The following is a 26503-nucleotide window of genomic DNA, read 5'->3' as shown; positions in this document are numbered from 1 at the left end:
CTTTTATGCTTAAAGATATAAAAACAGCATAAGGGGAGAGCATATGAAAATAGATGGGGTGTTTTCCGGCGGGGGTGTAAAGGCGTTCGCTTTTCTCGGAGCCCTTGAAAGCATCGAGGAGAATGGGCTGGAATTTGAACGGGTTGCCGGCACCTCGGCCGGCGCAATGGTGGCATCGTTTCTAGCTGCGGGCTATAAACATGTGGAAATTAGTGAGATGTTGCAGGAGATGGAGTTGAAGTCATTCCTTGATCCCCCTCGCCTCAGCAGGATTATACCAGCAAGCAAATGGCTGCTGTTGTATTTCCAGTTGGGGTTGTATAAGGGTGATAAACTGGAAAAATGGCTCAAAGAACAGCTGGCAGCAAAAAACATCCATACCTTTTATGATTTGAAGCCTGGTTATCTCAAAGTGATTATAAGCGATCTGTCGTTAGGCAAACTCGTTGTGCTGCCGGATGATTTGGAAAGGCTTTATGATATTGACCCGAATGAATTCTCAGTTGCTGCGGCAGTTCGGATGAGTGCAGGTTTTCCATATTTCTTCATGCCAAAGAAACTGGCAGGAAGAACCGGACAAAAAAGCATCATAGTTGATGGAGGTTTATTGAGCAATTTTCCTTTATGGGTGTTTAGCCAGGATGGGAGTCGCAATAGAAGACCTGTATTAGGTGTTAGATTGACGAAGTCGATGGAGAAATTCGGGAAGCCGAGAGATATAAATAATGCATTTGATATGTTCCATGCTTTATTTTTAACGATGAAAGAAGCCCATGATGCGAGATATATCTCCAAATCCCAGAAAAGTAACATTATCTTCATCCCGGTCGGGGACGTCGATGCCACTGATTTCCATCTCTCAGAAGGAACAAAACAGGCATTGATACAGACTGGGAGGGATTATGCCAATACCTTTCTTCAGTATTGGCCAAAATAAAAAAGAAACAGCCGTGCTGCTATTGTGCTCAGCCCGGCCGTTTCTTTTTGGATTTGTTACCGTCTATGACTCTCAAGTGCGAACCCGCACGACGGCTGGTTTTTTTCTTGATAGAGGCAGGCTGGTGTTTCTTTGCAGCCTTTGCCTGCATATTTGACGGATGACTTTTATATTTAGCTTTCGACTGTTTTACTGCTTTTTTGTATTTTTTCATATCATTCGAAGGAGCTCTCCGCTTCTGAATGAATAAGTAGAAGATACCAAAGAGTGCAGCACCTACTCCGAGCATAATCAATATATTTGTAAAGAAACTGGCTGTATTGGTCAATAGTTGTGATACGATTCCAACTGCTGCCAGGCCAATCAGCGCATAAACCAAGATGGAAAGCTTACTCTGTCCCATCCCAATATCCTCCTTTCAAAGGGTTGGAAATTGTCCTCACTTATTAATATATACCCTTTAATATAAGATTTATATCCCTTTATTAAGAAAATATCAGCTGAAATCTCTCTGTAGTAATTATTTCCGTCTCTGGCCGAATTATTCAATTCTGCGCGATTTTTTATGCTTACCTATAATTTACCAGAAAAATCATGGCATCACCAGCTTTTATTTTTATGGGTGGAGGAGGAAAGCACTGATAGCTTGAAGCTCTATTGGCCATAATAGGAGTGGAGGTGGATCGTATGCAAAAAAACAAAAAAGAGAAGCTGGAACAGAATAAAATGGAGGAGCCAATGGGGCTTTTGCCCAGATCCCTGCTTACCGGATTTATCGGTGGCATTTTTTGGAGTTTTATTGGTTTCATCATGTATTATTTCAACTTTACAGAACTCTCTTCCAAGCATTATCTGCTAAGGTCGTGGAACAGGTCAGGGTGGACGGACACTTGGCTTGGGGAAGCCTTGTCAATTCTGCTTGTCGGCCTTCTTTCCATTGTTGTTGCTCTTGTCTACTACATGCTGCTTAAAAAAGTGAACTCCCTATGGGCTGGAGCTGCTTATGGAATTATTTTGTGGGTGGTCATCAATTATATCGCCACACCTATCTTTGAAAACATTCCACCAGCCAATGAGCTGAGCTTGGAGACAATTATTTCATCGCTTTGCCTCTATATATTATATGGCACATTCATCGGCTATTCCATTTCCTACGATTATCACGAGACACAATTGAAGAAAAGTGATTAGGTGGTATGCTTCTCGACTGCTCTTATCGTTATTCAAAGCCTATGGTTTATGATAAACTGTTTACAGCTGCAGGATACGACAGAAGGTCACTTTAGGGAACAGAAAGGGATGAAAATATGGGGAAGCTTGCAAAACTCAGAGAAGCTTTGGAAGCAAATAACTTAGATGCACTATTAGTTACCAGCCCTGTAAACAGACAGTATATTACCGGTTTCACTGGTACTGCAGGGGCTGTAATCATTGGTCGGAATTCCGCTCGTTTCCTGACAGATTTCCGGTATATAGAACAGGCTCAAGAACAGGCAGAAGGTTTCCAAGTCATTGAGCATAAACAGCCGATCGAGAAAGAAATCAGGGATCAATTAAAAGACATGGCGGTATCGAGGATAGGCTTTGAGAAAAATCACGTAACGTTCAGCCAGTATGAGATCTATAAGCAGGTTTTTGAAGCGGAGTTAGTACCTGTGGGCGGACTGATCGAGGAAATCAGACTTGTCAAGGATAATCGTGAGTTAGAGATCATGAAACAAGCAGCTAGGATTGCCGATGAGGCATTCGAACATATCCAGCGGTATATAAAACCCGGTGTCAAAGAGATTGAAGTTTCCAATGAGCTGGAATTTTTCATGCGCAAGCAAGGGGCTGTGTCCTCCAGTTTTGATATCATTGTTGCTTCCGGTAAGCGCTCTGCTCTGCCACATGGAGTGGCGTCGGAAAAAGAAATACAATCGGGAGAATTAATTACATTGGATTACGGAGCCTTTTATCAGGGTTATTGCTCGGACATAACAAGAACACTTGCAGTAGGTGAAGTTAGCGATCAGCTTATGGCAATCTATAATACTGTTCTTAACGCGCAACAACGAGGACTGGATGGCATAAAGCCTGGTGTAACGTGTAAAGAAGCAGATGCACTGACAAGGGATTATATCAAGGAAAATGGCTATGGCGACTACTTTGGCCATTCTACTGGCCATGGGCTTGGTATGGAAGTACACGAAGGGCCTGCACTGTCCATGCGGTCTGAACGAAGACTTGAAGCCGGCATGGTGGTCACAGTGGAACCAGGCATCTATGTTCCAGGTGTAGGGGGATGCAGGATAGAAGACGATATTGTGATTACCGACACAGGAATGGAACGGCTTACCCATGCATCAAAAGAACTTATAACATTATAATTGAACGGAACTTTTAGGGTATAGGGAGGATAATCGAATGATTTCAGTAAATGACTTTAAAACAGGATTGACAATAGAGGTGGACAATTCCATCTGGCAGGTTATTGATTTCCAGCATGTAAAGCCAGGAAAAGGTGCGGCATTTGTTCGCTCGAAGCTGCGTAATCTGCGTAATGGCAATATCCAAGAGAAGACATTCCGTGCAGGTGAAAAGGTCAATCGTGCCCATATTGAAAACAGGAAAATGCAATACTTGTATGCTTCTGGTGATTCTCATGCTTTTATGGATACAAACACCTATGATCAAATTGAACTGACTACCAAACAAATTGAAAATGACCTGAAATTCATGAAGGAAAATATGGAAGTGAATGTCATCACCTATGAAGGTGAGGTGTTGGGAGTGGATCTGCCGAAAAACGTGGAACTTGAAGTGACGGAGACAGAGCCTGGAATCAAAGGCGACACAGCCAGTGGAGGGACCAAGCCGGCAACACTGGAAACTGGACATACAGTACAGGTGCCGTTCTTCATCAACAAAGGTGACGTACTACTCATCAATACTTCCGATGGAAAATATATTTCCCGTGCTTAGAAAAAAGGAACCAGTCCTCTGATAGAGGGCTGGTTTTTTTATGCTCATTTATAACCATAACGCTAAGGCTCCAATGCACTGTTAGTCATATTAGTCCGGCTTTGTCATACATATAATTATAAAGATAATGGCAGAAATGGAGGGTGGAAAATGAGGGAGATATTACGGCTGTTTCCGCCTGAAATGAGACAAGCAATCGAAAGGGGCATACATGAACAGAGGGATATCTTGCAGGAAATTCGAATTCGGCACCAACAGCCGATAGAACTGATTTTCGACATGGAAATTAAATGGGTGGACCGCGTGCCCACCAAGGAAGATATCATATATATCATCAACCAATTAAGCGAGTTCTCCTTGTATCGGATGGACGATGAACTTCAAAAGGGATATGTCACCATTGAAGGAGGGCATCGTGTAGGACTGGCTGGCAAAGTAAACACAATCAACGGAGCGGTCCAAGCTTTGAAACACATCACTTTTCTTAATATCCGTCTTGCTAAAGAGAAAATTGGTGCAGCTTCTCAAATCGTACCATATCTCCTGAACGGCTCCCGCTATTACAGTACGCTGTTTATCGGTCCTCCCCAAACTGGAAAAACAACGATTATCAGAGATTTGACCAGACAAATCGCTGATGGCTGGGGGGACGCCGCACCCCAAAAAGTTGCGGTGATTGATGAACGATCTGAAATTGGCGGTTCCATTAACGGGGTTCCCCAGCATAATCTCGGAATGCGCACGGACGTGATGGATGCCTGTCCAAAAGCAGAAGGAATGATGATGATGATCCGGTCAATGTCACCGGAAATCATTGTCGTGGACGAGATCGGTACCCAGCAAGACGTAGAGGCGCTCAAGGAAGCTATACATGCAGGTGTCACCGTTATAAGTACGATGCATGGAAGTAGTCTCGAAGAATTGAAAAGCAGGCCATCTGTTAGTGAACTGTTTGTGCAGCGGGCATTTCAGCGCGTTGTTGTATTGGAAAGGCAGAAAATTCCCGGTCGGATAAAAAATATCTATGACGAAAACGGGGAAGGCCTTCTCCAAAGGCGGCTTGGGGGGAAAAGAAATGAAATGGATTGGCGCACTTCTTTTCATAACGGCTACTACCTGGGTAGGCATTGAATGGAGTAATCGTTTAAGCGGGAGGCCCAAGCATATCAGGCAACTGAAGAATGCATTACAGATCCTGGAAGCGGAGATGTTGTACAGTCAGTTATCTCTGCAAGAAGCATTTTTCAGTATTTCCCGACAGGTCCCTGCACCTGTGAGCGGTTTTTTTGAAGGTTTGAGCCAGGATATGCAAGGAGAAATGAGCGAATTTATCCATGTATGGGAGAAGCATGTAGCAGGGTTGATCCGTGATTCCTGTCTTGGGAGCAATGAAGAAGAAATACTTCTTCAATTCGGCAGAACCCTTGGCCAGCATGATTTCCAACAACAGCAGAAACACATTCAATTAACAAGTAGTCACTTGCAGCGAGAAATGGAAGAAGCAAGGGATCTCCAATGGAGGTACAGTAAAATGGCCAAAAGTTTGGGATTACTGGGAGGATTGTTTATTGTATTGCTGCTTTTATAGCTGGAAAGGAGTATAGCTGTGCTTACAGATGCAAACCTGTTATTTCAAATCGCGGGGATAGGGATTATCGTGGCTTTGATACACACCATTCTAAAACAAATGGGGAAAGAAGAGATAGCACAATTTGCTACATTGCTTGGCTTCATAATTGTTCTTGTCATCGTGGTTAACGGCCTTTCCGATTTGTTCCAACAAATCAGGACCGTATTTCTCTTCCAAGGGTCGATTGCATGGATATTCTGCAGATAGTGCTACTGGGTGTTATTGCGAGCATTTTGTATATTATTGTGAAAGATATGAATTCATCCCTTGCTTTCCTGATCATCCTTGTCACAGGCATTATTATTTTTTTAGTGGTGGTACAGCATATTGCTACTATTTTTAAATTAATAGAAACATTGGGCAAAAAGGCGAATATTGAAGGAATGTATGTGGAAACTATTCTGAAAATAATCGGAATCGCTTATATTGCAGAACTTGGGGCTGGTATTACTAAAGACGCGGGACTGGGTTCCGTATCATCAAAGATTGAATTGGTGGGGAAGATCTTCATTCTGGTGCTGGCTGTGCCGATTATCACAGCACTGATTGAAGCGATCTTGACCTTCCTGCCTGCCGCTTGAAACAAAGGAGGAAGTATAGTGGATGGTCATTAAAAAAAGACATTGTATCGTATTTTTCACTGTACTATTTCTTCTTGTTGGACAAGCCCCTGTCTTTGCTGAGCCGGATACACAAGAGGTTGAGGACGCTCTAATGGATGAGATCTCCCTGGATGAGGTGCAAGAATATTGGAACGGACTAGTGGATGACTATGGAGGATATCTTCCGGAATTGGAAAAGACATCAGTATATGAATTCATCAAGGATCAGGACTCCATAACTGTAAAAGATACACTCCAAGGATTTATTGAATTTTTGTTTCATGAGCTTATTCAAAATGGAAGACTTCTTGGCATGCTTATAATGTTGACGCTATTTTCAAGTGTCCTACAAACGATGCACCATGCTTTTGAAAAATCTGCTGTCAGCAGAATAGCGTATTTTGTGGTCTATATCGTACTCTTGTTCATTACTTTGAACAGCTTTTATCTAGCTCTTTCCTACGCGAGAGATACCATTGATTCGATGACAAACTTCATGATTGCCTTATTGCCTCTTGTGCTTGGACTGATGGCCACGTTCGGAAATATTATGGCCGTCTCATTTTTTCATCCTGTGATCGTCTTCCTCATTCATGCAAGCGGCCTGCTTATTTCAAATTTCATTCTGCCATTGTTGTCATTATCCGCCCTCCTATTGATTGTAAGCAGTATAAATGAAGAATATAAAGTGACACATCTTGCGAACTTTTTCAGAAATGTAGCGATGGGGACATTGGGGGTTTTCCTGACAATATTCCTGGGCGTCATGTCTGTACAGGGGACAGCAAGTGCTATACAAGATGGAGTAGCGATGAAGACAACCAAATTCATTACAGGTAACTTCATTCCTGTTGTAGGAAGAACATTCACTGATGCTGCAGATACCATATTGAGTGCAACACTGCTCTTGAAAAATGCGGTAGGGATAGTCGGCGTACTGATCATCCTCTTTCTAGTACTCTTTCCAATCATCAAGATATTCGCCATTGCCCTCATCTATAAACTTGCTGCTGCAGTACTGCAGCCAATTGGAGATGGGCCGGTGATTTCCAGTCTAAACACGATCAGTAACTATATTGTCCTCATTCTTGCTTGTGTACTTGCCGTGTCATTCATGTTCTTACTGGCCATAGTAATCATAGTTGCAGCAAGTAACATTACTCTGCTGCTCAGATAGGGTGGTTTGAATGGATATTCTCTTCCAATGGGTAACCCAGATTATTCTATTTCTTTTGCTGGCAGCTGTCATTGATTTGCTGATACCTGCAACTACTATGAAGAAATATATAAAATTAACGATTGGTCTCATCTTGATTTTATTAATACTCCAGCCTATTTTTTATATATTTGACGTGGATATCGAGCAGCAGATCGACGCTGCCTTTTCACAAATGGAGGCAGGTGCAGGAAAGGAGGATTCCATGAAAAATTTGATAGAAATGCAAAAAAATGAAATACAAGCCTCCCAGGATGCATATATTTTAGAACAAATGGCTGTCCAGTTGAAAGATCTAGCAAGAGATCCATTAATGGAGAAGCACCAGGCGGAGATCAACGATATCACCTTTACGTTCTCCCAGGGTGAGGATTACAGCTTCGAAAGCCTGGAGGAGGTCATTGTCTATCTGCAAGATCATGGAGAAGGGGAGGGGGCAGTGAATGTTGTTGAGGAAATTGTCATCGATACAGAAGAACAGGAATCAGCCGACGAAGAACAGAATGAGCATGAAGAAGTAAAACTCCTGCTGCGGGAGGTCTGGGAGATTTACGATAAGGAAATCACCGTCATATGGGAAGGAGGGACGACTTGATAAAAAAACTGTTGGCATTATTTCAGTCAGATGGAAAAGGCGGTGGGACAGGCGGGGCATCGAAAAAAACCGGTTATATTGTCATCCTTGCATTAGCCGGCTTGATGTTTCTCATTATTGGCAATATATTCTCTACCCCTGAAGAAAATGGGTCTGCTAATGGGCCGCCAGAGGAGATGCAGTTGGAGCAGGATCAATTGGAAAGTCCCCCTTCAGATGATGTGCCGGTAACTGCGGATGTAGACGAGCTGGAACAGAGCTTCAAACAGGAAATGGAAGGAATGCTTAATAAAATTCAGGGTGTATCTGAGGCTGAAGTGATGGTGAACTTAGACTCCACCAATATAAATGTGTATGAAAAGAATCTGATCAAGGGGCAACAAACTACAGATGAAAATGACAAAAACGGTGGGACCAGAAAGGTGGAAGATACCACAGAAGAATCACAGGTAGTACTTGTACGTCAAGGAGATAAAGAAGTTCCCTTGTTAACTCAAACAGAGAAACCGGAAGTACGAGGGGTTTTTGTGGTAGCCAAGGGTGCTGATCATGCATCAGTCAAAAAGTGGATAGTAGAAGCGGTATCACGGGTTCTTGATGTGCCATCCCACAGGGTATCCGTCATGCCGAAGAAATAAGGAGGAATGATTATGTTGAAGAAACAAACCGTATGGCTATTGACTATGCTTAGTCTGATGATTGTATTAAGTGTTTATTATATGACAGCCGATACAGAGGATTTAGCTTATATTGACACGGGGGAAAATACGGCTGGCGAGGCCGTGGGTGATGAAAACCAAGAGACAGCTGGAGAGGCAGAGGTTGGAGATATTACGAATCTCGGGAATGATGAATTATTTACGTCATTAAGAATGGAACTGCAGGACAATAGAAGTATGGAGAAGGAACGGCTAAATGAAATTGTTGCTTCCAGCAACGCAACCGCTGAAGAGAAAGACGAGGCATTGGAAGCTATTGACGGAATCGATGAAGCATCAACAAAGGAGACAATCATAGAAGAGTCCATTTTAGCTGGAGCTGCCTATGAAGATGTATTGGTCCGTTCGGAGGAAGACGTGGTACATGTTCATGTGAAGGTGGATGAATTATCCAAATCGGAAGTGGTCAATATCATGCAGATGGTAAGAGATGAATTCGGAGATGTGACAGTAGATGTGAATTACCAGCCGACAGACAGTAAATAGTGGCAAATGTCACCGGACGGGTGCTTATCTGTCCGGTGACATTTGTGTCTGGAGTTTTCTTGAGTGATTACTTGAAAGGTCGCTTCTTCACAGACAATTGGTGGTATAAACAGAAATGTACACATATTTCAGAGTCTTGATGATCAAGCAATGCTATGACTTGCTTGATGTTTGGAACTATTATGTCGTAAAATATTAAAAAGAGTTATTGATACCTCATGCTAATATCTAATAAAGGAGTGCAGGAATGTTAAAAGTTCAAGAGATACGGGAAATCATTAAACTAATTGACAAATCATCTATTACGGAATTCAGCTATGAAACAGAGGGGGCTACCGTTTCATTAAAAAAATCGACACATAGTGAGGGGCCTGCCGCCGTTAGTCAAGCAGAGACGGCACCAGCCGTTCAGCAGCCTGCTCAGGGAGGTTCCAATGCAGTAGAGCACCCACAGCAGGAAGAAAAACATGCTCCTCGGCAGGAACAGAACGAACCTGCTAAAGAAAAGGAAGCAGATTATGATTATGAGGTTGTTTCCCCTATGGTCGGTACTTTCTATGCAAAACCAACCCCGGAAAGTGATCCATATGTTTCCAAAGGAAGCAATGTTTCGGATGATACAGTGGTCTGTATCGTAGAAGCGATGAAACTATTCAATGAGATTGAGGCTGAAGTAAGCGGAGAAATTGTAGAGATACTTGCGGATGATGGAGAATTGGTCGAGTATGGACAGCCGCTATTCAGAGTAAAGAAGCAGTAAGGGGATGGATCGTGTGATAAAAAAATTGTTAGTTGCCAACAGGGGAGAAATAGCTGTCCGTATTATAAGAGCGTGTAAAGAACTCGGGATCGAGACAGTGGCTGTATATTCAGAAGCTGATAAAGAAGCATTACATGTAAAATTGGCCGATGAAGCCTATTGTATAGGACCGACCTTGAGTAAAGACAGCTATCTAAATTTTACGAACATCATGAGTGCAGCGACTTTGACAGACGTAGATGCCATACATCCCGGTTACGGATTCCTCGCCGAGAACGCAGACTTTGCGGAAATTTGCAAAGCTTGTAATATCTCATTTGTTGGGCCGACACCAGAAGCCATCCAAAAAATGGGCATAAAAGACGTAGCCAGGGAAACAATGAAAAATGCCAACGTACCTATTGTGCCTGGGTCTGATGGAATTGTGGACGGAGAAGAGGAAGCAATAGAAATTGCAGAAAAAATCGGTTATCCTGTGATCATTAAAGCAACTGCTGGCGGCGGTGGTAAAGGGATACGTGTTGCTCGCACCAAGGAAGACTTGATCAGCGGCATCAGAGTCACTCAGAAGGAGGCGGAGACAGCCTTTGGAAATCCTGGAGTCTATATAGAGAAATTCATTGAAGACTTCCGCCACGTCGAAATACAAGTTTTAGCTGATAAACATGGGAATGTGGTGCACCTTGGTGAAAGGGACTGCAGTATACAACGACGTCTCCAGAAGCTAATTGAGGAAACACCGTCACCAGCTCTTACACCGGAGATCCGAGAGAAGATGGGAGCTGCTTCTGTAAAGGCAGCCAAAGCAGTAGGATACGAAGGTGCGGGAACCATTGAGTATATTTTTGACAGGAAAAGCCAGAACTTCTACTTTATGGAAATGAATACAAGAATCCAAGTGGAACATCCTGTTACAGAAATGGTTACGGGTGTGGACTTGATCAAAGAACAGATCAAGATTGCCGACCATGAAGCACTCTCGTTCGGCCAGGAAGATATAACGTTTGACGGATGGGCGATTGAATGTCGAATCAACGCAGAAAATCCATTCAAGAACTTCATGCCCTCTGCCGGCGATATAGAAATGTATCTGCCTCCTGGCGGTCTTGGCGTCAGAGTGGATTCTGCAGCATATCCAGGATACCGTATACCGCCTTATTATGATTCCATGATCGCAAAATTGATTACATACGCTCCTACACGAGAAGAAGCGATCAAAAGAATGAAGCGTTCATTGGATGAATTCGTTGTAGAAGGCGTTCACACCACCATACCGTTTCACCGTCAGATCATGGATCATGAAGTGTTTGAAAAAGGCGACTTTAATACGAACTTTTTGGAAGAACATCCAATAGTGGAAAAGAAAGATCAGTAGAGCCGAACTTTCATTAAACAGATAAGAGGAGTGATTATATGAGTGAACAACCATTGCTTAATGTCAGTGAAGACATGAGCTTGGGTACTGTAGAGATAGCTCCGGAAGTAATCGAGGTCATTGCGGGTCTAGCGGCCACTGAAGTGGATGGATTATATGCTATGAGGGGCAATTTCGCTTCTGGCGTGGCAGAGAAGTTCGGCAGAACCACCCATACGAAAGGTGTGAAAGTAGAACTGACAGATACCGGTATACTTATCGATCTGTTTGTTATATTAAATTATGGTGTTTCTATACCGCAAGTTGCTCAGAATATACAATCGGTCATCCGGCAAACCATCAAAAATATGACAGCATTGGAGATTAAAGAAATCAATGTCCATGTTGTCGGAATGCAGATGGAACATGCAGCAGAAACGGAAGAAATAGGCGGGTAGAAGAAGGGGCCAAGAGATAACTCTTTTGGCTCTTTCCTATTTCGTTTATACTGGTGCAAAATGGCTTGTCGGATCACTCTAGCGTTGCTACCCTAATCATGATATGATGAACTGCAGATAAGTATATAGAGGAGTTATGGATATGAACCGACACACAGCAAGGGAAAAGGCCCTCCAGATCCTATTTCAAATGGATCTCCATGAAAATGAATCACAGGCTGAAATGGAAGAGATGCTTGTAGCCGAAGGGAATGAACCGTTTCTTCGTAATTTGGTTGAAGGTGTCCGCCAAAGAAAGGAAGAGTTGGACGGTATGATCACTGATAAACTGGAGAATTGGTCGTTTGATCGGATTGCATCCGTCGAGAAAACCATCCTGCGCATTGCCGTGTATGAAATCAACTACCTGGATGATATTCCTTCCACTGTCTCCATCAATGAGGCGGTAGAATTGGGAAATAGGTTTGGGGATGAAAAGTCTGGAAAATTCATTAATGGGGTTTTATCCAAAATTATAGCTTAAAAAGGGGAATGGTACAGTGTCAGCTGAAGTGATCAACGGAAAAGAATTGTCATATGCTCTGAAACAGGAAATGAAGGAAGATGTAAAACTATTGAAAGACAAGGGGTTGACCCCTCATTTAACCGTTATTATTGTCGGGGATAACCCAGCCTCTAAATCTTATGTGAGAGGGAAACAGAAAGCCTCCGATGAGGTCGGCATTAGTTCAGATCTGATTGAACTCCCTGCATCGACCTCGGAAGAGAAACTGTTGCAAACCATAGAGGAACTAAACAATGATCCTTCCGTCCATGGTATTCTAGTGCAGCTTCCCCTTCCTGATCATATTAGGGAAGAAAATGTCATTGTATCCATCGATCCTTCCAAAGATGTGGATGGATTCCACCCGGTGAATATCGGGCGTATGATGACAGGAGAAGATACCTTTCTTCCATGCACGCCATACGGTATCATTACTATGCTGAAATCAAAAAACATAGAGATAGCCGGAAAACATGCAGTCGTATTAGGCCGCAGTAATATTGTCGGTAAACCAGTAGGACAGCTGCTGCTTAATGAAAATGCCACCGTTACATATTGTCACTCAAGAACAACCGATTTAAAGTCATTTACGAAACAGGCTGATATTCTTATAGTGGCCCTCGGTAGAACTGAGATGATCGATGAGACATATATTAAAGAAGGTGCTGTCATAGTAGACGTAGGCATCAACCGTCTGGATGACGGTTCACTAACCGGTGATGTGAATTTCGACCGTGCCAAAGAGACTGCCTCCTACATCACACCCGTCCCACGGGGAGTCGGTCCGATGACCATTACCATGCTGCTTAAAAATACCATCAAAGCAGCAAGAGGATTGTCCGGAAAGTGAAAAGCGACTTTCTTACGGTTTCTGCCCTGACGAAATATATTAAACGTAAATTCGAAACAGACCGCCATTTAAGGAATGTATGGCTTAAGGGTGAAATATCAAATTTCAAGCATCATAGCAGAGGCCATATGTATTTAACGATTAAAGATGATAACGCCAGGATACAAGCGGTTATGTTTGCAGGCAGTAACCGATACCTGAAGTTTAAACCCGAAAATGGCATGAAGGTACTGGTCAAGGGAGAAGTAAGTGTGTTTGAACCCTATGGACAGTACCAATTATATATTCAGCAGATGGAGCCGGACGGTATAGGGGCATTGTATCTTGCATTCGAACAGTTGAAAGATAAGTTATACAGGGAGGGTGTGTTTGAGGAGGCTCATAAGAAGCCTATTCCTCAATACCCTGTTCATATCGGTATAATCACCTCTCCAACCGGCGCTGCTGTCAGGGATATCATTACCACTCTTGATAGGAGATATCCAATTGTCGAAAAAACAGTGATTCCAGTTCTTGTACAAGGAGAGAATGCGGCTTCTTCTATCAGGCGGGCTATTGAATTTGCCAATGAACGAGGGAACTTTGATGTGCTGATAGTCGGTCGTGGTGGAGGGTCGATTGAAGAACTATGGAGTTTCAATGAGGAGTCGGTTGCCAAGGCAATCTTTGCATCACAAATCCCTATCATATCTGCAGTTGGCCATGAAACAGACACGACTATCTCCGATTTTGTCGCTGATTTACGTGCACCTACCCCAACAGGAGCCGCGGAGCTTGCAGTACCTTCAAGACAGGATCTACTGGAGAGGGTCGACCAATTAAGAAACGGACTTTCAAGAGAATTAGGAGGACTTGTACAAGAGGCTGAGCGGTATCTAAACCGCATCAAGCAATCGTATGCCTTCCGCTATCCTGAGATGCTTTTGAAACAAAGGGAGCAAGAATTGGATAAACAGCTGGAAGGGCTGAGTAAAGCAGTAGTCAGTACAGTGGACCGAAAGCGGCTCGAGTATATGAATCTCAACAGACGCCTAGCAATGCAGCATCCCAAAAAACAACTAGAACAAGCTGGAACCAGGCTCGTGTTTTTAAAGGAGCAACAGAGTCGGCTGATGAAAGAGAAAATAGAACGCAAGTACAACCAGTGGAACCAAGCTGTAGAGAAATTGACATTACTGAATCCTCTAGAAACGATGAAAAGAGGATTTGCGCTGCCCTATAACGCGGAAGGTGAGATTATAAAAACCAGGAAGCAAGTGATGGTAAAAGACATCATTCATGTGACCATCAAGGACGGAAACCTGACTTGTGAAGTATTGGATGTGGAGGAGGCTAACCGTGAGTGAAGAGAAGGAAATTTCCTTTGAAGAAGCAATGGAGAAATTGGAAGAAATCGTCGGGAAATTGGAGCAGGGTGACGTACCTTTAGAAAAAGCGATTAACTATTATCAGGAAGGAATGACCCTGAGTAAATTATGCAGTGACAAGCTGAAAAATGTGCAGGACAAGATGACGAAGATCATGAACGAACAAGGAGAACTTGAACCGTTTGATCTGCAGGAGGAAGAATAACGTTGGACAAAACCTTGAGCAGCTTTATTGAAGAAAAAAAGCAGTTGGTGGAAGTGGAATTGAAGCGTTATCTGAACACTTTGGAAGTTCCTCGGCGGTTAAAGGACTCCATGCTTTATTCATTGGAAGCAGGTGGGAAAAGATTGCGTCCGATCCTCCTCTTGGCAAGCTACAAGGCATATGGCGGTGAAGGAGATAAAGCACTTTCCGCTGCGGCAGGACTCGAAATGGTACATACCTATTCATTGATCCATGATGACTTGCCTGCAATGGATGATGACGACTTGAGAAGAGGAAAGCCGACCAATCATAAAGTGTTTGACGAGGCAACAGCGATATTAGCCGGTGATGCCCTCCTTACTTACAGTTTTGAAATCATACTGAATGATCCCCAGTTGAACGGTGAAGAAAAATTATCATTGACTAAGGCATTATCGCATGCTGCCGGTCCTGCTGGTATGGTCGGGGGACAAATCCAGGATATGCAGGCTGAGAAAAACCCTGTGACCTTGGAAGAACTGGAAACCATCCATGACATGAAGACCGGTGAGTTATTGAAATTTGCAGTATATGCTGGTGCATACCTTGCTAATGCAAATGAAAAACAACTCGGACATATCCAACAGTTCGCCTATTATCTTGGTTTGATCTTCCAAGTACAGGATGACATTCTTGATGTTACAGGCGAGGAGGATAAAATAGGCAAAGCGGTTGGCAGCGACCAAAATAATGAGAAAAGTACCTATCCGAAGCTTTTAGGATTGGATGGAGCAATCGATAAGAAATACAGGTATGTACAACAAGCAAAGGCAGCCTTGGAATCGGCGGGTGCAAATGGTACTTTACTGGAATCATTGGCTGACTTTTTCAGTGAAAGGGATCATTAGCAGTTTGTAGCGACAAGTGATAAATTATGATATAATGTAATTAATCAAGGGATGGTGCAGTATTCTAGTCAGTCTTCCTCTCCTGAAGGCGGGCCTAAAAATCCGCTAAAGGGCACATCGATGAAGTTCCTTGTGCAGGCTTGAGGCGCCCAGCCTTGGGTCTGTGCTGGGAGTTAAGGTTTTCGGGCGATCCGCAAAGGCATGTGGGCGTTGACCCGATTACCGCGGAGGCCCATCTCTGTCGTGGTTTCTAAGCCTAGCAACCATGATGGAATGGGGTATGAACCTGCATAATAAGGAAAGGGATACCTTATTTGCAGCGTAGCCTGCCTTGAGTGGTGTTGAGGGGATTAGGTCCTTAAATTGCAGGTCTGGTGGCCACTGCCCTGCGATTTTCTTTCCTATGAAATCAGCACTGCAAAAGAGGCTAGGGAGCAGGCAGAGGCTGCTGAGGAAATCTCCTAGACTGTTCGATGACATCCAAAAGGGATTATAGTGTGGACTAAGTGGTAATCCAGTCGAACTACCGGAGACGGAGTTCAGATGGGTTTAAAGGGGAACCGCCTGCATGGCAACATAGGGTATCCATCTGGGAAAACCTACTGGACCTAAGCCGCAGTTTTAACCTTTTGGGTGACCATTCCTTACTTACATAATGAATAATCGGGGTTGACCATGAACAACAAATTAAAAAAATCTTTGAAATTCAGTTTTACCATTGCCGTTATCACATTTGTGTTAGCGGCTATTTTTTCAGTCGTTTCATCATCCCTCTTGAATGACGTCATTTGGATTGTCGGGTTGGTGATCGTATTGATTATTGTATTGATTGGTGTGTTTTTCGATATGCTTGGTATTGCAGCTACTGCTGCCGATGAAAAGCCATTCCACGCAATGGCTGCAGAAAAAGTGAGTGGTGCTAAACAAGCGGTGATGATCACGCGAAATGCAGATAGGTTTGCCAGCTTTTGCAACGATGTGATTGGAGATATATCTGGGATTGTCAGCGGAACCGCTTCCGCTATTGTTGTCCTGCAGATTGCCAGGATATTCGGGGACGGAGAAGGTTCAGCTTTACAACTGGTTTTATCCACTATACTGACAAGCTTGGTGGCGGCGCTTACGGTTGGAGGGAAAGCTGTGGGTAAAACATTGGCAATACATTCTTCGACCAACATCATTTTTATGGTAGGCAGAATTGCTGCATGGATGGAGGATCATTTAAAAATCAACATCCTATCCAACAATAAGAGGAAGTAAGAGAAATAAACGTCCGCATATGGGCGAAAAAAGGGATTTAGTGAAATGGTTAAAAAACGATTGGACGAACTATTAGTGGAGCGGGAATTAGTTGAGACAACAGATAAGGCCAAGCGGGTAATCATGGCAGGAAATGTTTTTTCCCAACAGGAACGGATGGATAAACCCGGAATGAAAGTAAATGATTCGATTCCGTTGTCGGTAAAAGGAAAGGATATACCGTACGTGGGACGTGGTGGTCTTAAGCTTGAAAAGGCTTTACATGTGTTTAATCTGTCTGTATCGGGGAAAACAATGATGGATATTGGTTCCTCAACAGGAGGTTTTACAGATTGTGCCCTTCAAAATGGTGCGCGCCTTTGTTACGCCATTGATGTTGGATACAATCAGCTTGACTGGAGGCTGAGAAACGACGATCGAGTTATCGTGATGGAACGGACGAACTTTCGGTATGTTACCCAGGAAATGTTGGGATACGGCAAGCCAAACATGGCAACAATCGACGTTTCATTCATATCTGTCAAGAAAATGCTTCCTGTCTTGAGAGAACTCCTGGAAGCCAATAGTGATGTGATCGTACTGATAAAACCACAATTTGAAGCCCGCCGTGAGGAAGTCGGAGAAAAGGGAATTATACGTGATAGGACTGTTCATCAGCGGGTAGTAGAAGAGATACTTGGATTTGCCGAACAGCAAGGTTTCCAGGTTCATGGTCTCACTCACTCTCCCATCACAGGCGGAGATGGAAATATCGAATTTCTGGGACATCTTGGTTGGGAAAAAGAGGAAGAAAGACAAAAAATGTCTGAAACGCTAATAACTACTGTAGTGGATGAAGCTCATGAGGCCTTACGTGCAGGATAAGAATAATAAAGAATTCCAAGAGAAAAGGAGGTGGAAATGATGAGTAAGGTTCAGCGTCATATCAAGATAAGAGAATTGATTACCGAAAGAGAGATCGAGACACAAGATGAACTCGTGGATCTGTTGAAGGGGCTTGGATATAATGTCACCCAGGCGACTGTATCTAGGGACATTAAAGAACTACACCTTGTCAAGGTTCCTTCGAAAAACGGTGATTACAAATATAGCCTTCCTGCAGATCAGCGTTTCAATCCATTAGAGAAACTCAAAAGACTTATCATGGATGCGTTTGTGAAAATCGATCATGCAAGTCACTTTATTGTGCTCAATACACTCCCAGGTAATGCCCATGCGATTGGTGTACTTGTTGATAATCTTGACTGGGATGAAATAATGGGCACCATTTGCGGGGATGACACCTGTCTCATCATCTGTAAAAGCGAAGAAGACAGCGTCAAGATCAAAGAACGCTTTCTGGAGATGTTGTAAGTCTTTTAGGGTAGAGGTGAATAACAATGCTAACAGAGCTGTCCATACGCGACTTTGCCATCATTGATCAGGTGTCCATGACGTTCAACGAAGGATTGACTGTTCTAACTGGTGAAACGGGTGCAGGTAAATCAATCATCATTGATGCTGTTCAATTGCTTGCCGGAGGCCGGGGCTCCGTCGAGTTTGTCAGGCATGGCGCGAAGAAGGCTGAAATTGAAGGATTGTTCACTATAGAGGCAAATGACCATCCCATATACGAAAAAAGTGAACAATACGGTGTAGAAATCCAGGATGGACAGATTGTACTGCAACGGGTTATCACAGCAAATGGGAAAAGTATTTGTCGGGTAAATAGTAAGCTCGTAACGCTGGCGATCCTCAAAGAATTTGGCAAGACACTTATCGACATACACAGTCAGCATGAAACCCAGTCTTTGATGGACCCGGAGAATCATATCAATCTGCTGGATCTTTACGAACCGAAAAAGATTGCCAAGGCAAAACAAGAATATACATATCTTTATGAGAAATTGAGCATGTTAAGAAAGAAATATAGGCAACTAAATGACAATGAACAAGAAATGGCTCACCGATTGGACCTCCTTGAGTTTCAGCAAAAAGAATTGGAGCAGGCAAATCTTGCACCTGATGAGGATAAAGAGCTAGAAGAAGAGCGAGCGACCCTTGCCAACTATGAGCGTATTTACCAGAGTCTTCAGGATACCTATACAGCCCTATATGGAGAGCATAGAGGGTTGGATTGGCTGAATCAGGCCCAGATGGCCATACAGGATGCGAAGGATTACGATCCCTTTATATCGGAAAAGGCTGACGAGATCAGCAGCAACTACTACATTTTGGAAGAGCTGACTTATCAAATTCGCAATCATATTGATAGTCTGGAGTATGATCCTTCCCGGTTGAATGAAATAGAAGCAAGACTGGATGAAATAAACAGGCTAAAGAAAAAGTACGGCCCGACTGTCAACGAAATCCTGGAATATTATGCACAAATAGAAGAAGAAATGGAAGAGATCACGAATAAGGATTCCCATTTGAGCAATTTAGCCAACCAGATCCAAGAGATCGCTCAAGATGCCTACCTGGAAGCCAAACAATTGCATGATATACGTAAACATGCTTCCGACTCCCTTGTAGAAGAAGTTCATAAAGAATTGAAGAGCTTGTATTTGGAAAAAGCGACGTTCTCCATTTCCTTTGCAGAAGAACCAGCAGGTGAAGACAAGGCGAAGTTACTGCACACAAATGGATTTGACCAGATTCGATTCATGATTTCGACTAACCCTGGAGAACCACAGAAAGCACTGAATAAAGTTGCTTCGGGAGGGGAGATGTCGAGAATTATGCTGATCCTGAAAAAAATTTTTGCTAAACATCAAGGGGTAACCAGTGTTATATTTGATGAGGTCGATACAGGTGTGAGCGGACGTGTTGCCCAAGCCATAGCGGAAAAGATTGTCCAAGTCTCCAAGGATTCCCAAGTTCTGTGTATTACCCATCTGCCTCAGGTTGCTGCAATGGCGGATACACACAAATTCATCGAAAAAAGGCAAGAAAAAAACCGTACATCCACGTTGGTATCAGAACTGTCGTCCGAACAGCAGGTAGAAGAACTGAGCAGGATGATTACAGGTACGAAATTGACGGAAACCGCCAAAGAACATGCAAAAGAGCTGTTAGAGCTTGCTTCCTCATTTAAATCACATACCGTATGAATTCCGGCCGGGGAACGTTTCCCCGGCTATTGTTATACTTGAATTCCGCGATAATTGACTGGAAAAGATAAACATCTTTCTTATGTTTCACCAGTTTAAAATACCTGCCAAAAGGTCAAATTAGGAGTACAGAAATTAAAAATGGTGGTATGGGGTAGGAATACGAGGAGTGTGAATCAATGGACTGGAATAAAAAAAATAGATGGCGAATGTGTTCCGGTATGCTTATTTTGTTAGCATTATTGGCAATTCCCTTCATTACCCCTATTCAAAAATATATTGCAATTCCCACAAATATTGTCACCTTTGAAAGTCAAACTCCCGTTGAATTACCTGAATTAGGAGATAGTGCTGCTGTCAGTACAAATGATGACAGCATACAGGCAATAGACAGTTCTGCATTTTACGCAAAGGAGCCCGGGGACAGCGAACTTTTTTATGAAGTAGCTGGTTTTCCTGTTAAAAAGGTCAATGTTTCTGTCCTGAATGATGTGGAAGTCATACCTGGTGGCCAGTCCATCGGTGTTCAGTTGAACACCCTCGGTGTTCTGGTAGTTGGACATCACTTAGTTAATAGCACTGAAGGAACCGTATCTCCAGGAGAAGAGGCTGATATTAAAGTGGGGGATATGATTGTAGAGATAAATGATGAACCAATTGAATCCATGGAAAATGTAAAACCACTTGTTGAAGAAGCAGGTAAGAACGAGGAGAAATTGGAAATAACCTTAAAAAGAGGGAAAGAAACCGTCGAAACCACCCTCGAACCAGTCAAGGACAATAAAGAAGATGAATATAAAATAGGTGTTTATATAAGGGATTCGGCTGCAGGAATTGGAACGATGACATTTTACGATCCTAAATCCCATAATTATGGAGCCTTGGGACATGTCATTTCCGATATGGACACCAAAAAACCGATTGAAATTAATGATGGAACAATTGTCCGCTCTTCTGTAACATCAATTGAAAAAGGGAATAATGGAACGCCTGGTGAAAAGCAGGCCAAATTTTCCCTGAAAGAAAATCAAATCGGAAGCATCACAAAGAACAGCCCGTTCGGTATCTTCGGCGAGCTGAACGATCCGATCGACAATGGAAGTTATGAGGAGCCGATGCCGGTAGCTCTTTCCCATGAAGTGGAAGAAGGTCCCGCAAAAATTCTAACCGTGCTGGAGGGGGAAGAAGTAGAGGAATTTGACGTAGAAGTAGTTAGCAGTGTACCTCAAAAGTTTCCAGCTACTAAAGGAATGGTCATACAGATAACAGACGAAGAATTATTGGATAAAACAGGTGGCATTGTCCAAGGAATGAGTGGGAGCCCAATTATACAGAATGGTAAAATAATTGGAGCAGTAACGCATGTATTTGTCAATGATCCCACTTCCGGATATGGAGTGCATATTGAATGGATGCTCCAAGAAGCTGGGGTGGAACTATACAATCAGCAGGAGAAAGAGAAGGCTAGTTAATCGGAGACTTGCTATTGGATTGAATTCCAATGCAAGTCTTTTTCAAATTTTTTAACATTTAGTTGGAAAATTATGCTATACTACTTTTAGAAATAATATTCGACAAAAAGACATTCAAAATAGCAAAACATACCGATTTTCTTCGATATACAGAGAAATACCAAGATATTTTAAAAAATCCCAATGTTTTTCCAGAATATGAAGGATATTTAAAACTTTTGTTGAATATATACTATGGATAAAAGACAGTATTAGATAAGGGAGGACTTTTTTGGTGGAAAAAATTTCTGTATGTCTTGTGGATGACAATAAAGAACTGGTACAGCTGATGGAAGATTATTTTGAGGAGCAACCGGATATTGATGTAATCGGTACTGCGTATAACGGCAGGGACTGTTTGAATATGCTTGATGACTTGCAGCCTGACGTAGTAATCCTGGATATCATTATGCCCCATATTGATGGGCTGGCAGTCTTGAATACCTTAAGGTCGTCAGATAGGAAAAAGACCCCACAGGTTATCATGCTCACTGCCTTTGGACAAGAAGAAGTAATGAAAAAAGCAGTTGCACTTGGGGCCTCCTATTTTGTACTAAAACCGTTCGATTTGGATAATCTTGCCGACCAAATCCGTCAAATTGAAGGGAATACTGCCATACCTTCCAACTCGAGGAATTTAGTCAGAAAGGAAAGGCAGGGCAAAGATATCGAAGCGAGCATTACGAATATCATCCATGAAATCGGCGTGCCTGCACATATCAAAGGTTATATGTATCTACGTGAGGCGATTACCATGGTTTACAATGACATTGAGTTGCTTGGGTCCGTTACCAAAGTATTGTACCCGGATATCGCCAAGAAATTTAATACTACAGCTTCCCGTGTGGAAAGAGCGATTCGTCATGCTATTGAAGTAGCCTGGAGCAGGGGCAACATTGATTCCATTTCAGCGTTATTTGGCTATACGGTAAGTGTTTCCAAAGCAAAACCGACCAATTCGGAATTTATTGCAATGGTAGCTGACAGATTGCGGCTGGAACACAGGGCAAGCTGATGGAAGAAAAGCAAAAAATATTACTGTACACGGCATCCTAGCTGTATACAGTAATATTTTTTGGTCATTTGCCAACTATTTATTCAAAAAAGGCAGTGTATAATGATTGCAGGCCGCGCTGCAGCCCTTCTGATTCGATGCCAAACATCATGGACACCTCTGAAGAGCCTTGGTTGATCATTTCTATATTAACATTAGCTGAGGAGATGGCAGTCGTTGCCCGTTGAGCAATACCAATCGTACTTACTAGCCCTTCCCCTACAACCATGATCATTGCAAGGTCCCGATGAATGTCTATCTTTTCCGGCTTCAGTTCATTTTTCATCCGATCCAACACCCTTTTTTCCTTTTCAGGTGTCAATAAGCTTTCACGGATAATGATGGACATATCATCAATACCGGATGGAGCATGTTCAAAAGAAACTTCTTCATCTTCAAGAATCTGGAAGAGTTTCCGACCAAAACCAACTTCCCTGTTCATGAGGAATTTGCTTATATAGATGCTGCAAAAGCCGGTATCGCTCGCAATCCCAACCACGCATTTATCACTTTCCTTCTTTTCAGCCACGATATTAGTCCCCGGTGCATGCGGATTATTTGTGTTTTTGATGCATACAGGAATACCTTTTTCAAACGCAGGAATCAAGGCTTCGTCATGGAATACGGAGAAACCTGCATAGGAAAGCTCTCTCATTTCCCGATATGTCAAAGTAGTTATTTCTTTTGGATTGTCCACGAGTGTAGGGTTAACCGTATATACAGAATCTACGTCGGTAAAGTTCTCATAGAGCTCCGCCTGTACCCCAGCTGCTACGATAGCACCTGTGATGTCAGACCCGCCGCGGGAAAAGGTAATCAATTCACCTTCCGTGGTGTAGCCGAAAAATCCGGGAATGACAAAAATTCCGTCTTTTTCTCTTAAAGAATAGATTTTCGAGAAGCTTTCATCCAATATATGTGCGTTTCCTGGCTCATTACTTACAATGATGCCTGCTTCTTCGGGATTTATGTAGGAAGCATTTTCTCCGAGGGACGCAAGATAGCCGCTAAGTATTTTTGCTGAGCTGTCTTCTCCTACGGCTTTTAATGAATCTAATTTAAGTTCGATGGAAGTATCTTTTTCCAATACCTTCTCTATTGTCCTTCTGATATCTTCCAAGATATTCTCCGAAAGCTCTAGATCTTCAATGATTTCTTTGAACCGGCCCATAACCTTGTTTATATAGTGTGTGTATTCTTCACCGTGCTTATAGGCTTCTCCTAATTGAATGAGGATATCTGTCACTTTCTCATCTCCGGAATACCTTTTGCCTGGAGCGGAAACCACCACAAATTTTCGATTAGCGTCCGAACGGATGATTTCTGCTACTTTTTGTAATTGTACTGCATTAGCGACTGAACTGCCGCCAAATTTAGCGACTTTCATGGAATTTCCCCCTATGTCGAATATTTTTATTTTTTTATCATAACACAGCTGCTAAGGACTGTTAAGTAAGACCGGGTATATGATACCAACCCTCCCTTACTTCTCATCCTTTTTTTTTTGCTGTCTTTTTCGGTCCCTATGTACAACAAACCCTGCTATAAACCCAATGCCGGCTATAAACAGGAGGAACCCCGCTGCAAATTGGATCATGGTGTGCATGAATACGCTGTACACCTCATCGAATAAGGTATCCCTCATCAATTTGATTCCTAGTGCTGCGATAACTCCTGGTATTAACAAAACGACGATGGCAAAAATTCTGATCATGATGATCCCTCTTTATTAGATAAACTTTTATCAGTATAACAAAAATTGCTTCAAATAGAAACAAACCTTTATTTGCTAAAACATGCAGGCTATCGTATGATGGAATCATGCAAATTCATGCAAGGTGGGGTGCTATGAAACGTGTTCTTATTGTTGGCGCTGGAAAGGGAGGAACAGCTCTGCTGGAGATTCTTCGTGCTACAAGGCGGATGCAAATACTTGCAGTTGTAGATAGAAGAGAGGGGGCGCCTGGCCTTCAAATAGCAGCAGCGTATGGTTTGCCAACCGGACAGGATTGGTCTGAATGGATAGACCAAGCTGACATTATTGTAGAAGCTACCGGAGACGAAACTGTATTAGATGAATTGAAACAGAAGAAAGGGATGGATGCGGTCATCATCCCAGGTTCGGTTGCTTATGTCATTTCTGAACTTTTTGAAGAAAAAGAGTCATTGCTTGAACAGCTACGAATGCAAATGAGGAACCAGGACAGGATCCTGAACAATATCCGTGATGGTATGATTGTCATCGATCAAAAGGGGATTGTGCAATTTATCAATAAAAGTGCGGAGAGAATAGTCGGAATAAAAAAGGATCACTTCATAGGAAAACAAGTGGACGATGTAGTTCCAAACTCCCGCTTGCCTCAAGTACTCCGCACGGAAAGAAAAGAAGTCAATCAAAAACTCATGCTGAAGAACGGGAAAAAAGTTATATCTACGCGAATACCTATAGTTGATTCCGAAAAGAAGCTGGTTGGAGCTTTTTCCGTGTTTAAGGATATAACCGAAGTGGTGAATCTGGCGGAAGAGAATACCGACCTTAAAGAAATCAAAACAATGTTGGAAGCAATCATCCAATCTTCTGATGAAGCGATCAGTGTTGCAGATGAACATGGTAATGGTTTGATCATCAATCCTGCTTACACGAGGATCACAGGACTTAGAGAATCGGATATTATTGGAAAGCCTGCCACCGTTGATATTTCTGAGGGAGAAAGCATGCACATGAAAGTTTTGAAAACCAGAAGGCCGGTAAGAGGAGTGCGGATGAAACTTGGTCCGTCGAAAAAAGATGTGGTGGTCAATGTAGCCCCGATTATTGTGGATGGAAAGATAAAGGGAAGTGTCGGCGTACTTCATGACGTGTCAGAAATACAGTCATTGACAAGAGAATTACAGCGTGCAAGGCAGATCATCAGAAACTTGGAGGCAAAATATTCTTTCCATGATATTATCGGTGATTCCCCGGAAATGAAACTTGCTCTGGAACAGGCGAAAGTAGGCGCAAAAACTCCGGCAACGGTCCTGCTGCGGGGAGAGTCCGGGACAGGCAAAGAACTTTTCGCACATGCAATCCATAACGAAAGTGATCGGAAGCATAATAAATTCATTCGTGTAAATTGTGCTGCCATTTCTGAATCCATTCTGGAGAGTGAACTCTTTGGTTATGAGGAGGGAGCATTTTCAGGGGCGAAGCACGGAGGGAAGAAAGGTCTCTTTGAAGAAGCAAACATGGGAAGCATCTTCCTGGATGAAATTGGAGAACTATCCCTTCATATGCAGGCAAAGCTTCTGAGGGTTCTGCAGGAACATGAAATTGTGCGGGTAGGGGGGACAGAACCAGTATCCCTTGATGTAAGAGTGATCGCAGCAACTAATGTCAACCTGGAAAAGGCTGTCATGGCGAAAACATTTCGCGAGGATTTATATTATCGGCTGAATCGGCTGCCGATTTTCATACCTGCGTTAAGAGAGAGGATTTCCGATTTGCCCGCACTTGCTGAACACTCTCTTCGGAAATTGAATCAAGATTACGGTAGAAGTGTCAGAGGCTTGGAACAAGAGGCCTTAGGTTATTTAAAGACGTACCAATGGCCGGGAAACATCAGGGAATTGGAAAATGTGATCGGCCGGGCTATGATTTATATGGATATGGGAGAAGAGATGATCAAAAGAAAACACCTTCCATCATTTGGAGGGAGCGTCGAAGAATATTCTCCACCAGTGTCTGGGCAGACAGATACGAGAACCCTCCAGGAGGCTACTGAAGCATTTGAGCGCAGATATATTCAGGAAGCTTATAAGAGGAACGGTTTTAATAAAACGCAGACAGCCAAAGAGTTGAATGTGTCCATACGAAATCTGTACTATAAGATAGAAAAGTACAAATTAGATTAAATTGCATGCAAAAAATTGCGTTATTGCAAAAAAATGCATTGGGATCTCAGGTGGATGAAGCGCTTACAACGTCGAAGTATTGGCACGGTTTTTGCTTTATATCTCATGAAGGGGGAGG

Annotated in this window: 30 protein-coding genes; 27 read left to right on the top strand and 3 right to left on the bottom strand. The window is 42.9% G+C overall.

Features of this window, described 5'->3' with window-relative positions:
* Nucleotides 1–43 precede the first annotated feature (43 nt).
* A complete protein-coding gene (locus ACFOGI_RS02080; RefSeq protein WP_390267674.1) occupies nt 44–937 on the top strand; it encodes a patatin-like phospholipase family protein in 894 nt (297 codons plus the stop codon).
* Between the two features lie 28 nt (nt 938–965).
* Here the strand turns inward: ACFOGI_RS02080 and ACFOGI_RS02075 are convergent, their stop codons facing one another.
* The gene (locus tag ACFOGI_RS02075) at nt 966–1340 is read right to left on the bottom strand and encodes an SA1362 family protein (RefSeq protein ID WP_390267671.1); all 375 of its coding nucleotides are present in this window, start codon (nt 1338–1340) and stop codon (nt 966–968) included.
* Nucleotides 1341–1624: 284 nt separating this feature from the next.
* Between ACFOGI_RS02075 and ACFOGI_RS02070 the strand changes: the two genes are divergently transcribed.
* The 25 genes from ACFOGI_RS02070 (at nt 1625) to spo0A (ending at nt 22452) form a co-directional block, all read left to right on the top strand.
* Entirely contained in the window at nt 1625–2128 is a 504-nt protein-coding gene (locus ACFOGI_RS02070) for a YqhR family membrane protein (protein ID WP_390267668.1), read from the top strand.
* Nucleotides 2129–2244: 116 nt separating this feature from the next.
* Complete coding sequence (locus tag ACFOGI_RS02065; protein ID WP_390267665.1) at nt 2245–3306, top strand: M24 family metallopeptidase; 1062 nt, start codon at nt 2245–2247, stop codon at nt 3304–3306.
* Between the two features lie 37 nt (nt 3307–3343).
* Nucleotides 3344–3901, top strand: coding sequence for an elongation factor P (efp, locus tag ACFOGI_RS02060; RefSeq protein WP_390267662.1), 558 nt, complete (start codon nt 3344–3346; stop codon nt 3899–3901).
* A gap of 150 nt (nt 3902–4051) precedes the next feature.
* Nucleotides 4052–5032, top strand: a complete 981-nt coding sequence (spoIIIAA, locus tag ACFOGI_RS02055) for a stage III sporulation protein AA (protein WP_390267659.1) — start codon at nt 4052–4054, stop codon at nt 5030–5032.
* Complete coding sequence (gene spoIIIAB / locus ACFOGI_RS02050; protein ID WP_390267656.1) at nt 4977–5489, top strand: stage III sporulation protein SpoIIIAB; 513 nt, start codon at nt 4977–4979, stop codon at nt 5487–5489. Before spoIIIAA ends, spoIIIAB begins: the two co-directional genes overlap by 56 nt.
* An 18-nt stretch (nt 5490–5507) precedes the next feature.
* Complete coding sequence (gene spoIIIAC, locus ACFOGI_RS02045) at nt 5508–5738, top strand: stage III sporulation protein AC (RefSeq protein WP_390267653.1); 231 nt, start codon at nt 5508–5510, stop codon at nt 5736–5738.
* Entirely contained in the window at nt 5720–6112 is a 393-nt protein-coding gene (gene spoIIIAD / locus ACFOGI_RS02040) for a stage III sporulation protein AD (protein WP_390267650.1), read from the top strand. The genes spoIIIAC and spoIIIAD overlap by 19 nt, the downstream gene beginning before the upstream one ends.
* A gap of 22 nt (nt 6113–6134) precedes the next feature.
* Nucleotides 6135–7310 (top strand): stage III sporulation protein AE, encoded by a 1176-nt coding sequence (spoIIIAE, locus tag ACFOGI_RS02035; RefSeq protein ID WP_390267647.1) that lies wholly within the window; start codon nt 6135–6137, stop codon nt 7308–7310.
* 10 nt (nt 7311–7320) lie between these two features.
* A complete protein-coding gene (spoIIIAF, locus tag ACFOGI_RS02030) occupies nt 7321–7944 on the top strand; it encodes a stage III sporulation protein AF (protein WP_390267644.1) in 624 nt (207 codons plus the stop codon).
* A complete protein-coding gene (gene spoIIIAG / locus ACFOGI_RS02025) occupies nt 7941–8582 on the top strand; it encodes a stage III sporulation protein AG (RefSeq protein WP_390267641.1) in 642 nt (213 codons plus the stop codon). Before spoIIIAF ends, spoIIIAG begins: the two co-directional genes overlap by 4 nt.
* A gap of 12 nt (nt 8583–8594) precedes the next feature.
* A complete protein-coding gene (locus ACFOGI_RS02020) occupies nt 8595–9149 on the top strand; it encodes a SpoIIIAH-like family protein (RefSeq protein ID WP_390267638.1) in 555 nt (184 codons plus the stop codon).
* Between the two features lie 247 nt (nt 9150–9396).
* Nucleotides 9397–9909 (top strand): acetyl-CoA carboxylase biotin carboxyl carrier protein, encoded by a 513-nt coding sequence (gene accB / locus ACFOGI_RS02015; protein ID WP_390267635.1) that lies wholly within the window; start codon nt 9397–9399, stop codon nt 9907–9909.
* 13 nt (nt 9910–9922) lie between these two features.
* A complete protein-coding gene (accC, locus tag ACFOGI_RS02010; protein WP_390267632.1) occupies nt 9923–11284 on the top strand; it encodes an acetyl-CoA carboxylase biotin carboxylase subunit in 1362 nt (453 codons plus the stop codon).
* Nucleotides 11285–11322: 38 nt separating this feature from the next.
* Complete coding sequence (locus ACFOGI_RS02005; protein WP_390267629.1) at nt 11323–11721, top strand: Asp23/Gls24 family envelope stress response protein; 399 nt, start codon at nt 11323–11325, stop codon at nt 11719–11721.
* A gap of 142 nt (nt 11722–11863) precedes the next feature.
* Nucleotides 11864–12244 carry a transcription antitermination factor NusB gene (gene nusB / locus ACFOGI_RS02000; RefSeq protein ID WP_390267626.1) on the top strand — a complete coding sequence of 127 codons (381 nt, stop codon included), beginning with the start codon at nt 11864–11866 and terminating at the stop codon, nt 12242–12244.
* Nucleotides 12245–12260: 16 nt separating this feature from the next.
* Nucleotides 12261–13115 (top strand): bifunctional methylenetetrahydrofolate dehydrogenase/methenyltetrahydrofolate cyclohydrolase FolD, encoded by an 855-nt coding sequence (gene folD / locus ACFOGI_RS01995; RefSeq protein WP_390267623.1) that lies wholly within the window; start codon nt 12261–12263, stop codon nt 13113–13115.
* Nucleotides 13112–14461 carry an exodeoxyribonuclease VII large subunit gene (gene xseA, locus ACFOGI_RS01990; RefSeq protein WP_390267620.1) on the top strand — a complete coding sequence of 450 codons (1350 nt, stop codon included), beginning with the start codon at nt 13112–13114 and terminating at the stop codon, nt 14459–14461. The genes folD and xseA overlap by 4 nt, the downstream gene beginning before the upstream one ends.
* Nucleotides 14454–14687, top strand: a complete 234-nt coding sequence (locus ACFOGI_RS01985; protein ID WP_390267617.1) for an exodeoxyribonuclease VII small subunit — start codon at nt 14454–14456, stop codon at nt 14685–14687. Before xseA ends, ACFOGI_RS01985 begins: the two co-directional genes overlap by 8 nt.
* A 2-nt stretch (nt 14688–14689) precedes the next feature.
* Nucleotides 14690–15574 carry a polyprenyl synthetase family protein gene (locus ACFOGI_RS01980; protein ID WP_390267614.1) on the top strand — a complete coding sequence of 295 codons (885 nt, stop codon included), beginning with the start codon at nt 14690–14692 and terminating at the stop codon, nt 15572–15574.
* 675 nt (nt 15575–16249) lie between these two features.
* Nucleotides 16250–16834 carry a hypothetical protein gene (locus ACFOGI_RS01975; protein ID WP_390267611.1) on the top strand — a complete coding sequence of 195 codons (585 nt, stop codon included), beginning with the start codon at nt 16250–16252 and terminating at the stop codon, nt 16832–16834.
* A 45-nt stretch (nt 16835–16879) separates the two neighbouring features.
* On the top strand, nt 16880–17698 hold the full coding sequence (locus ACFOGI_RS01970) for a TlyA family RNA methyltransferase (protein ID WP_390267608.1): 819 nt from the start codon (nt 16880–16882) through the stop codon (nt 17696–17698).
* A gap of 39 nt (nt 17699–17737) precedes the next feature.
* Nucleotides 17738–18187, top strand: a complete 450-nt coding sequence (ahrC, locus tag ACFOGI_RS01965; protein ID WP_390267605.1) for a transcriptional regulator AhrC/ArgR — start codon at nt 17738–17740, stop codon at nt 18185–18187.
* 26 nt (nt 18188–18213) lie between these two features.
* Nucleotides 18214–19926: a DNA repair protein RecN gene (gene recN / locus ACFOGI_RS01960; RefSeq protein ID WP_390267602.1), complete on the top strand. Its 1713-nt coding sequence runs from the start codon at nt 18214–18216 to the stop codon at nt 19924–19926.
* Nucleotides 19927–20105: 179 nt separating this feature from the next.
* Nucleotides 20106–21398 carry a SpoIVB peptidase gene (gene spoIVB, locus ACFOGI_RS01955; RefSeq protein WP_390267599.1) on the top strand — a complete coding sequence of 431 codons (1293 nt, stop codon included), beginning with the start codon at nt 20106–20108 and terminating at the stop codon, nt 21396–21398.
* A gap of 274 nt (nt 21399–21672) precedes the next feature.
* Nucleotides 21673–22452: a sporulation transcription factor Spo0A gene (spo0A, locus tag ACFOGI_RS01950; RefSeq protein ID WP_390267596.1), complete on the top strand. Its 780-nt coding sequence runs from the start codon at nt 21673–21675 to the stop codon at nt 22450–22452.
* A gap of 79 nt (nt 22453–22531) precedes the next feature.
* Here the strand turns inward: spo0A and ACFOGI_RS01945 are convergent, their stop codons facing one another.
* Together ACFOGI_RS01945 and ACFOGI_RS01940 are read right to left on the bottom strand one after the other, a co-directional pair.
* Nucleotides 22532–23878, bottom strand: coding sequence for an aspartate kinase (locus ACFOGI_RS01945; protein ID WP_390267593.1), 1347 nt, complete (start codon nt 23876–23878; stop codon nt 22532–22534).
* A 96-nt stretch (nt 23879–23974) separates the two neighbouring features.
* Nucleotides 23975–24205, bottom strand: coding sequence for a DUF2627 domain-containing protein (locus ACFOGI_RS01940; protein ID WP_390267590.1), 231 nt, complete (start codon nt 24203–24205; stop codon nt 23975–23977).
* Nucleotides 24206–24339: 134 nt separating this feature from the next.
* On the opposite strand from ACFOGI_RS01940, the gene ACFOGI_RS01935 reads away from it, so the two are divergent.
* Nucleotides 24340–26385: a sigma 54-interacting transcriptional regulator gene (locus ACFOGI_RS01935; RefSeq protein WP_390267587.1), complete on the top strand. Its 2046-nt coding sequence runs from the start codon at nt 24340–24342 to the stop codon at nt 26383–26385.
* The last annotated feature ends 118 nt before the right edge of the window (nt 26386–26503 follow it).

This window comes from Virgibacillus xinjiangensis, from assembly GCF_042643145.1.
In the GTDB taxonomy this organism is placed as follows: domain Bacteria; phylum Bacillota; class Bacilli; order Bacillales; family Amphibacillaceae; genus Virgibacillus_O; species Virgibacillus_O xinjiangensis.
The sequence above is the reverse complement of the archived record's forward strand: the minus strand, read 5'-3'. Positions and strand labels throughout refer to the sequence as shown.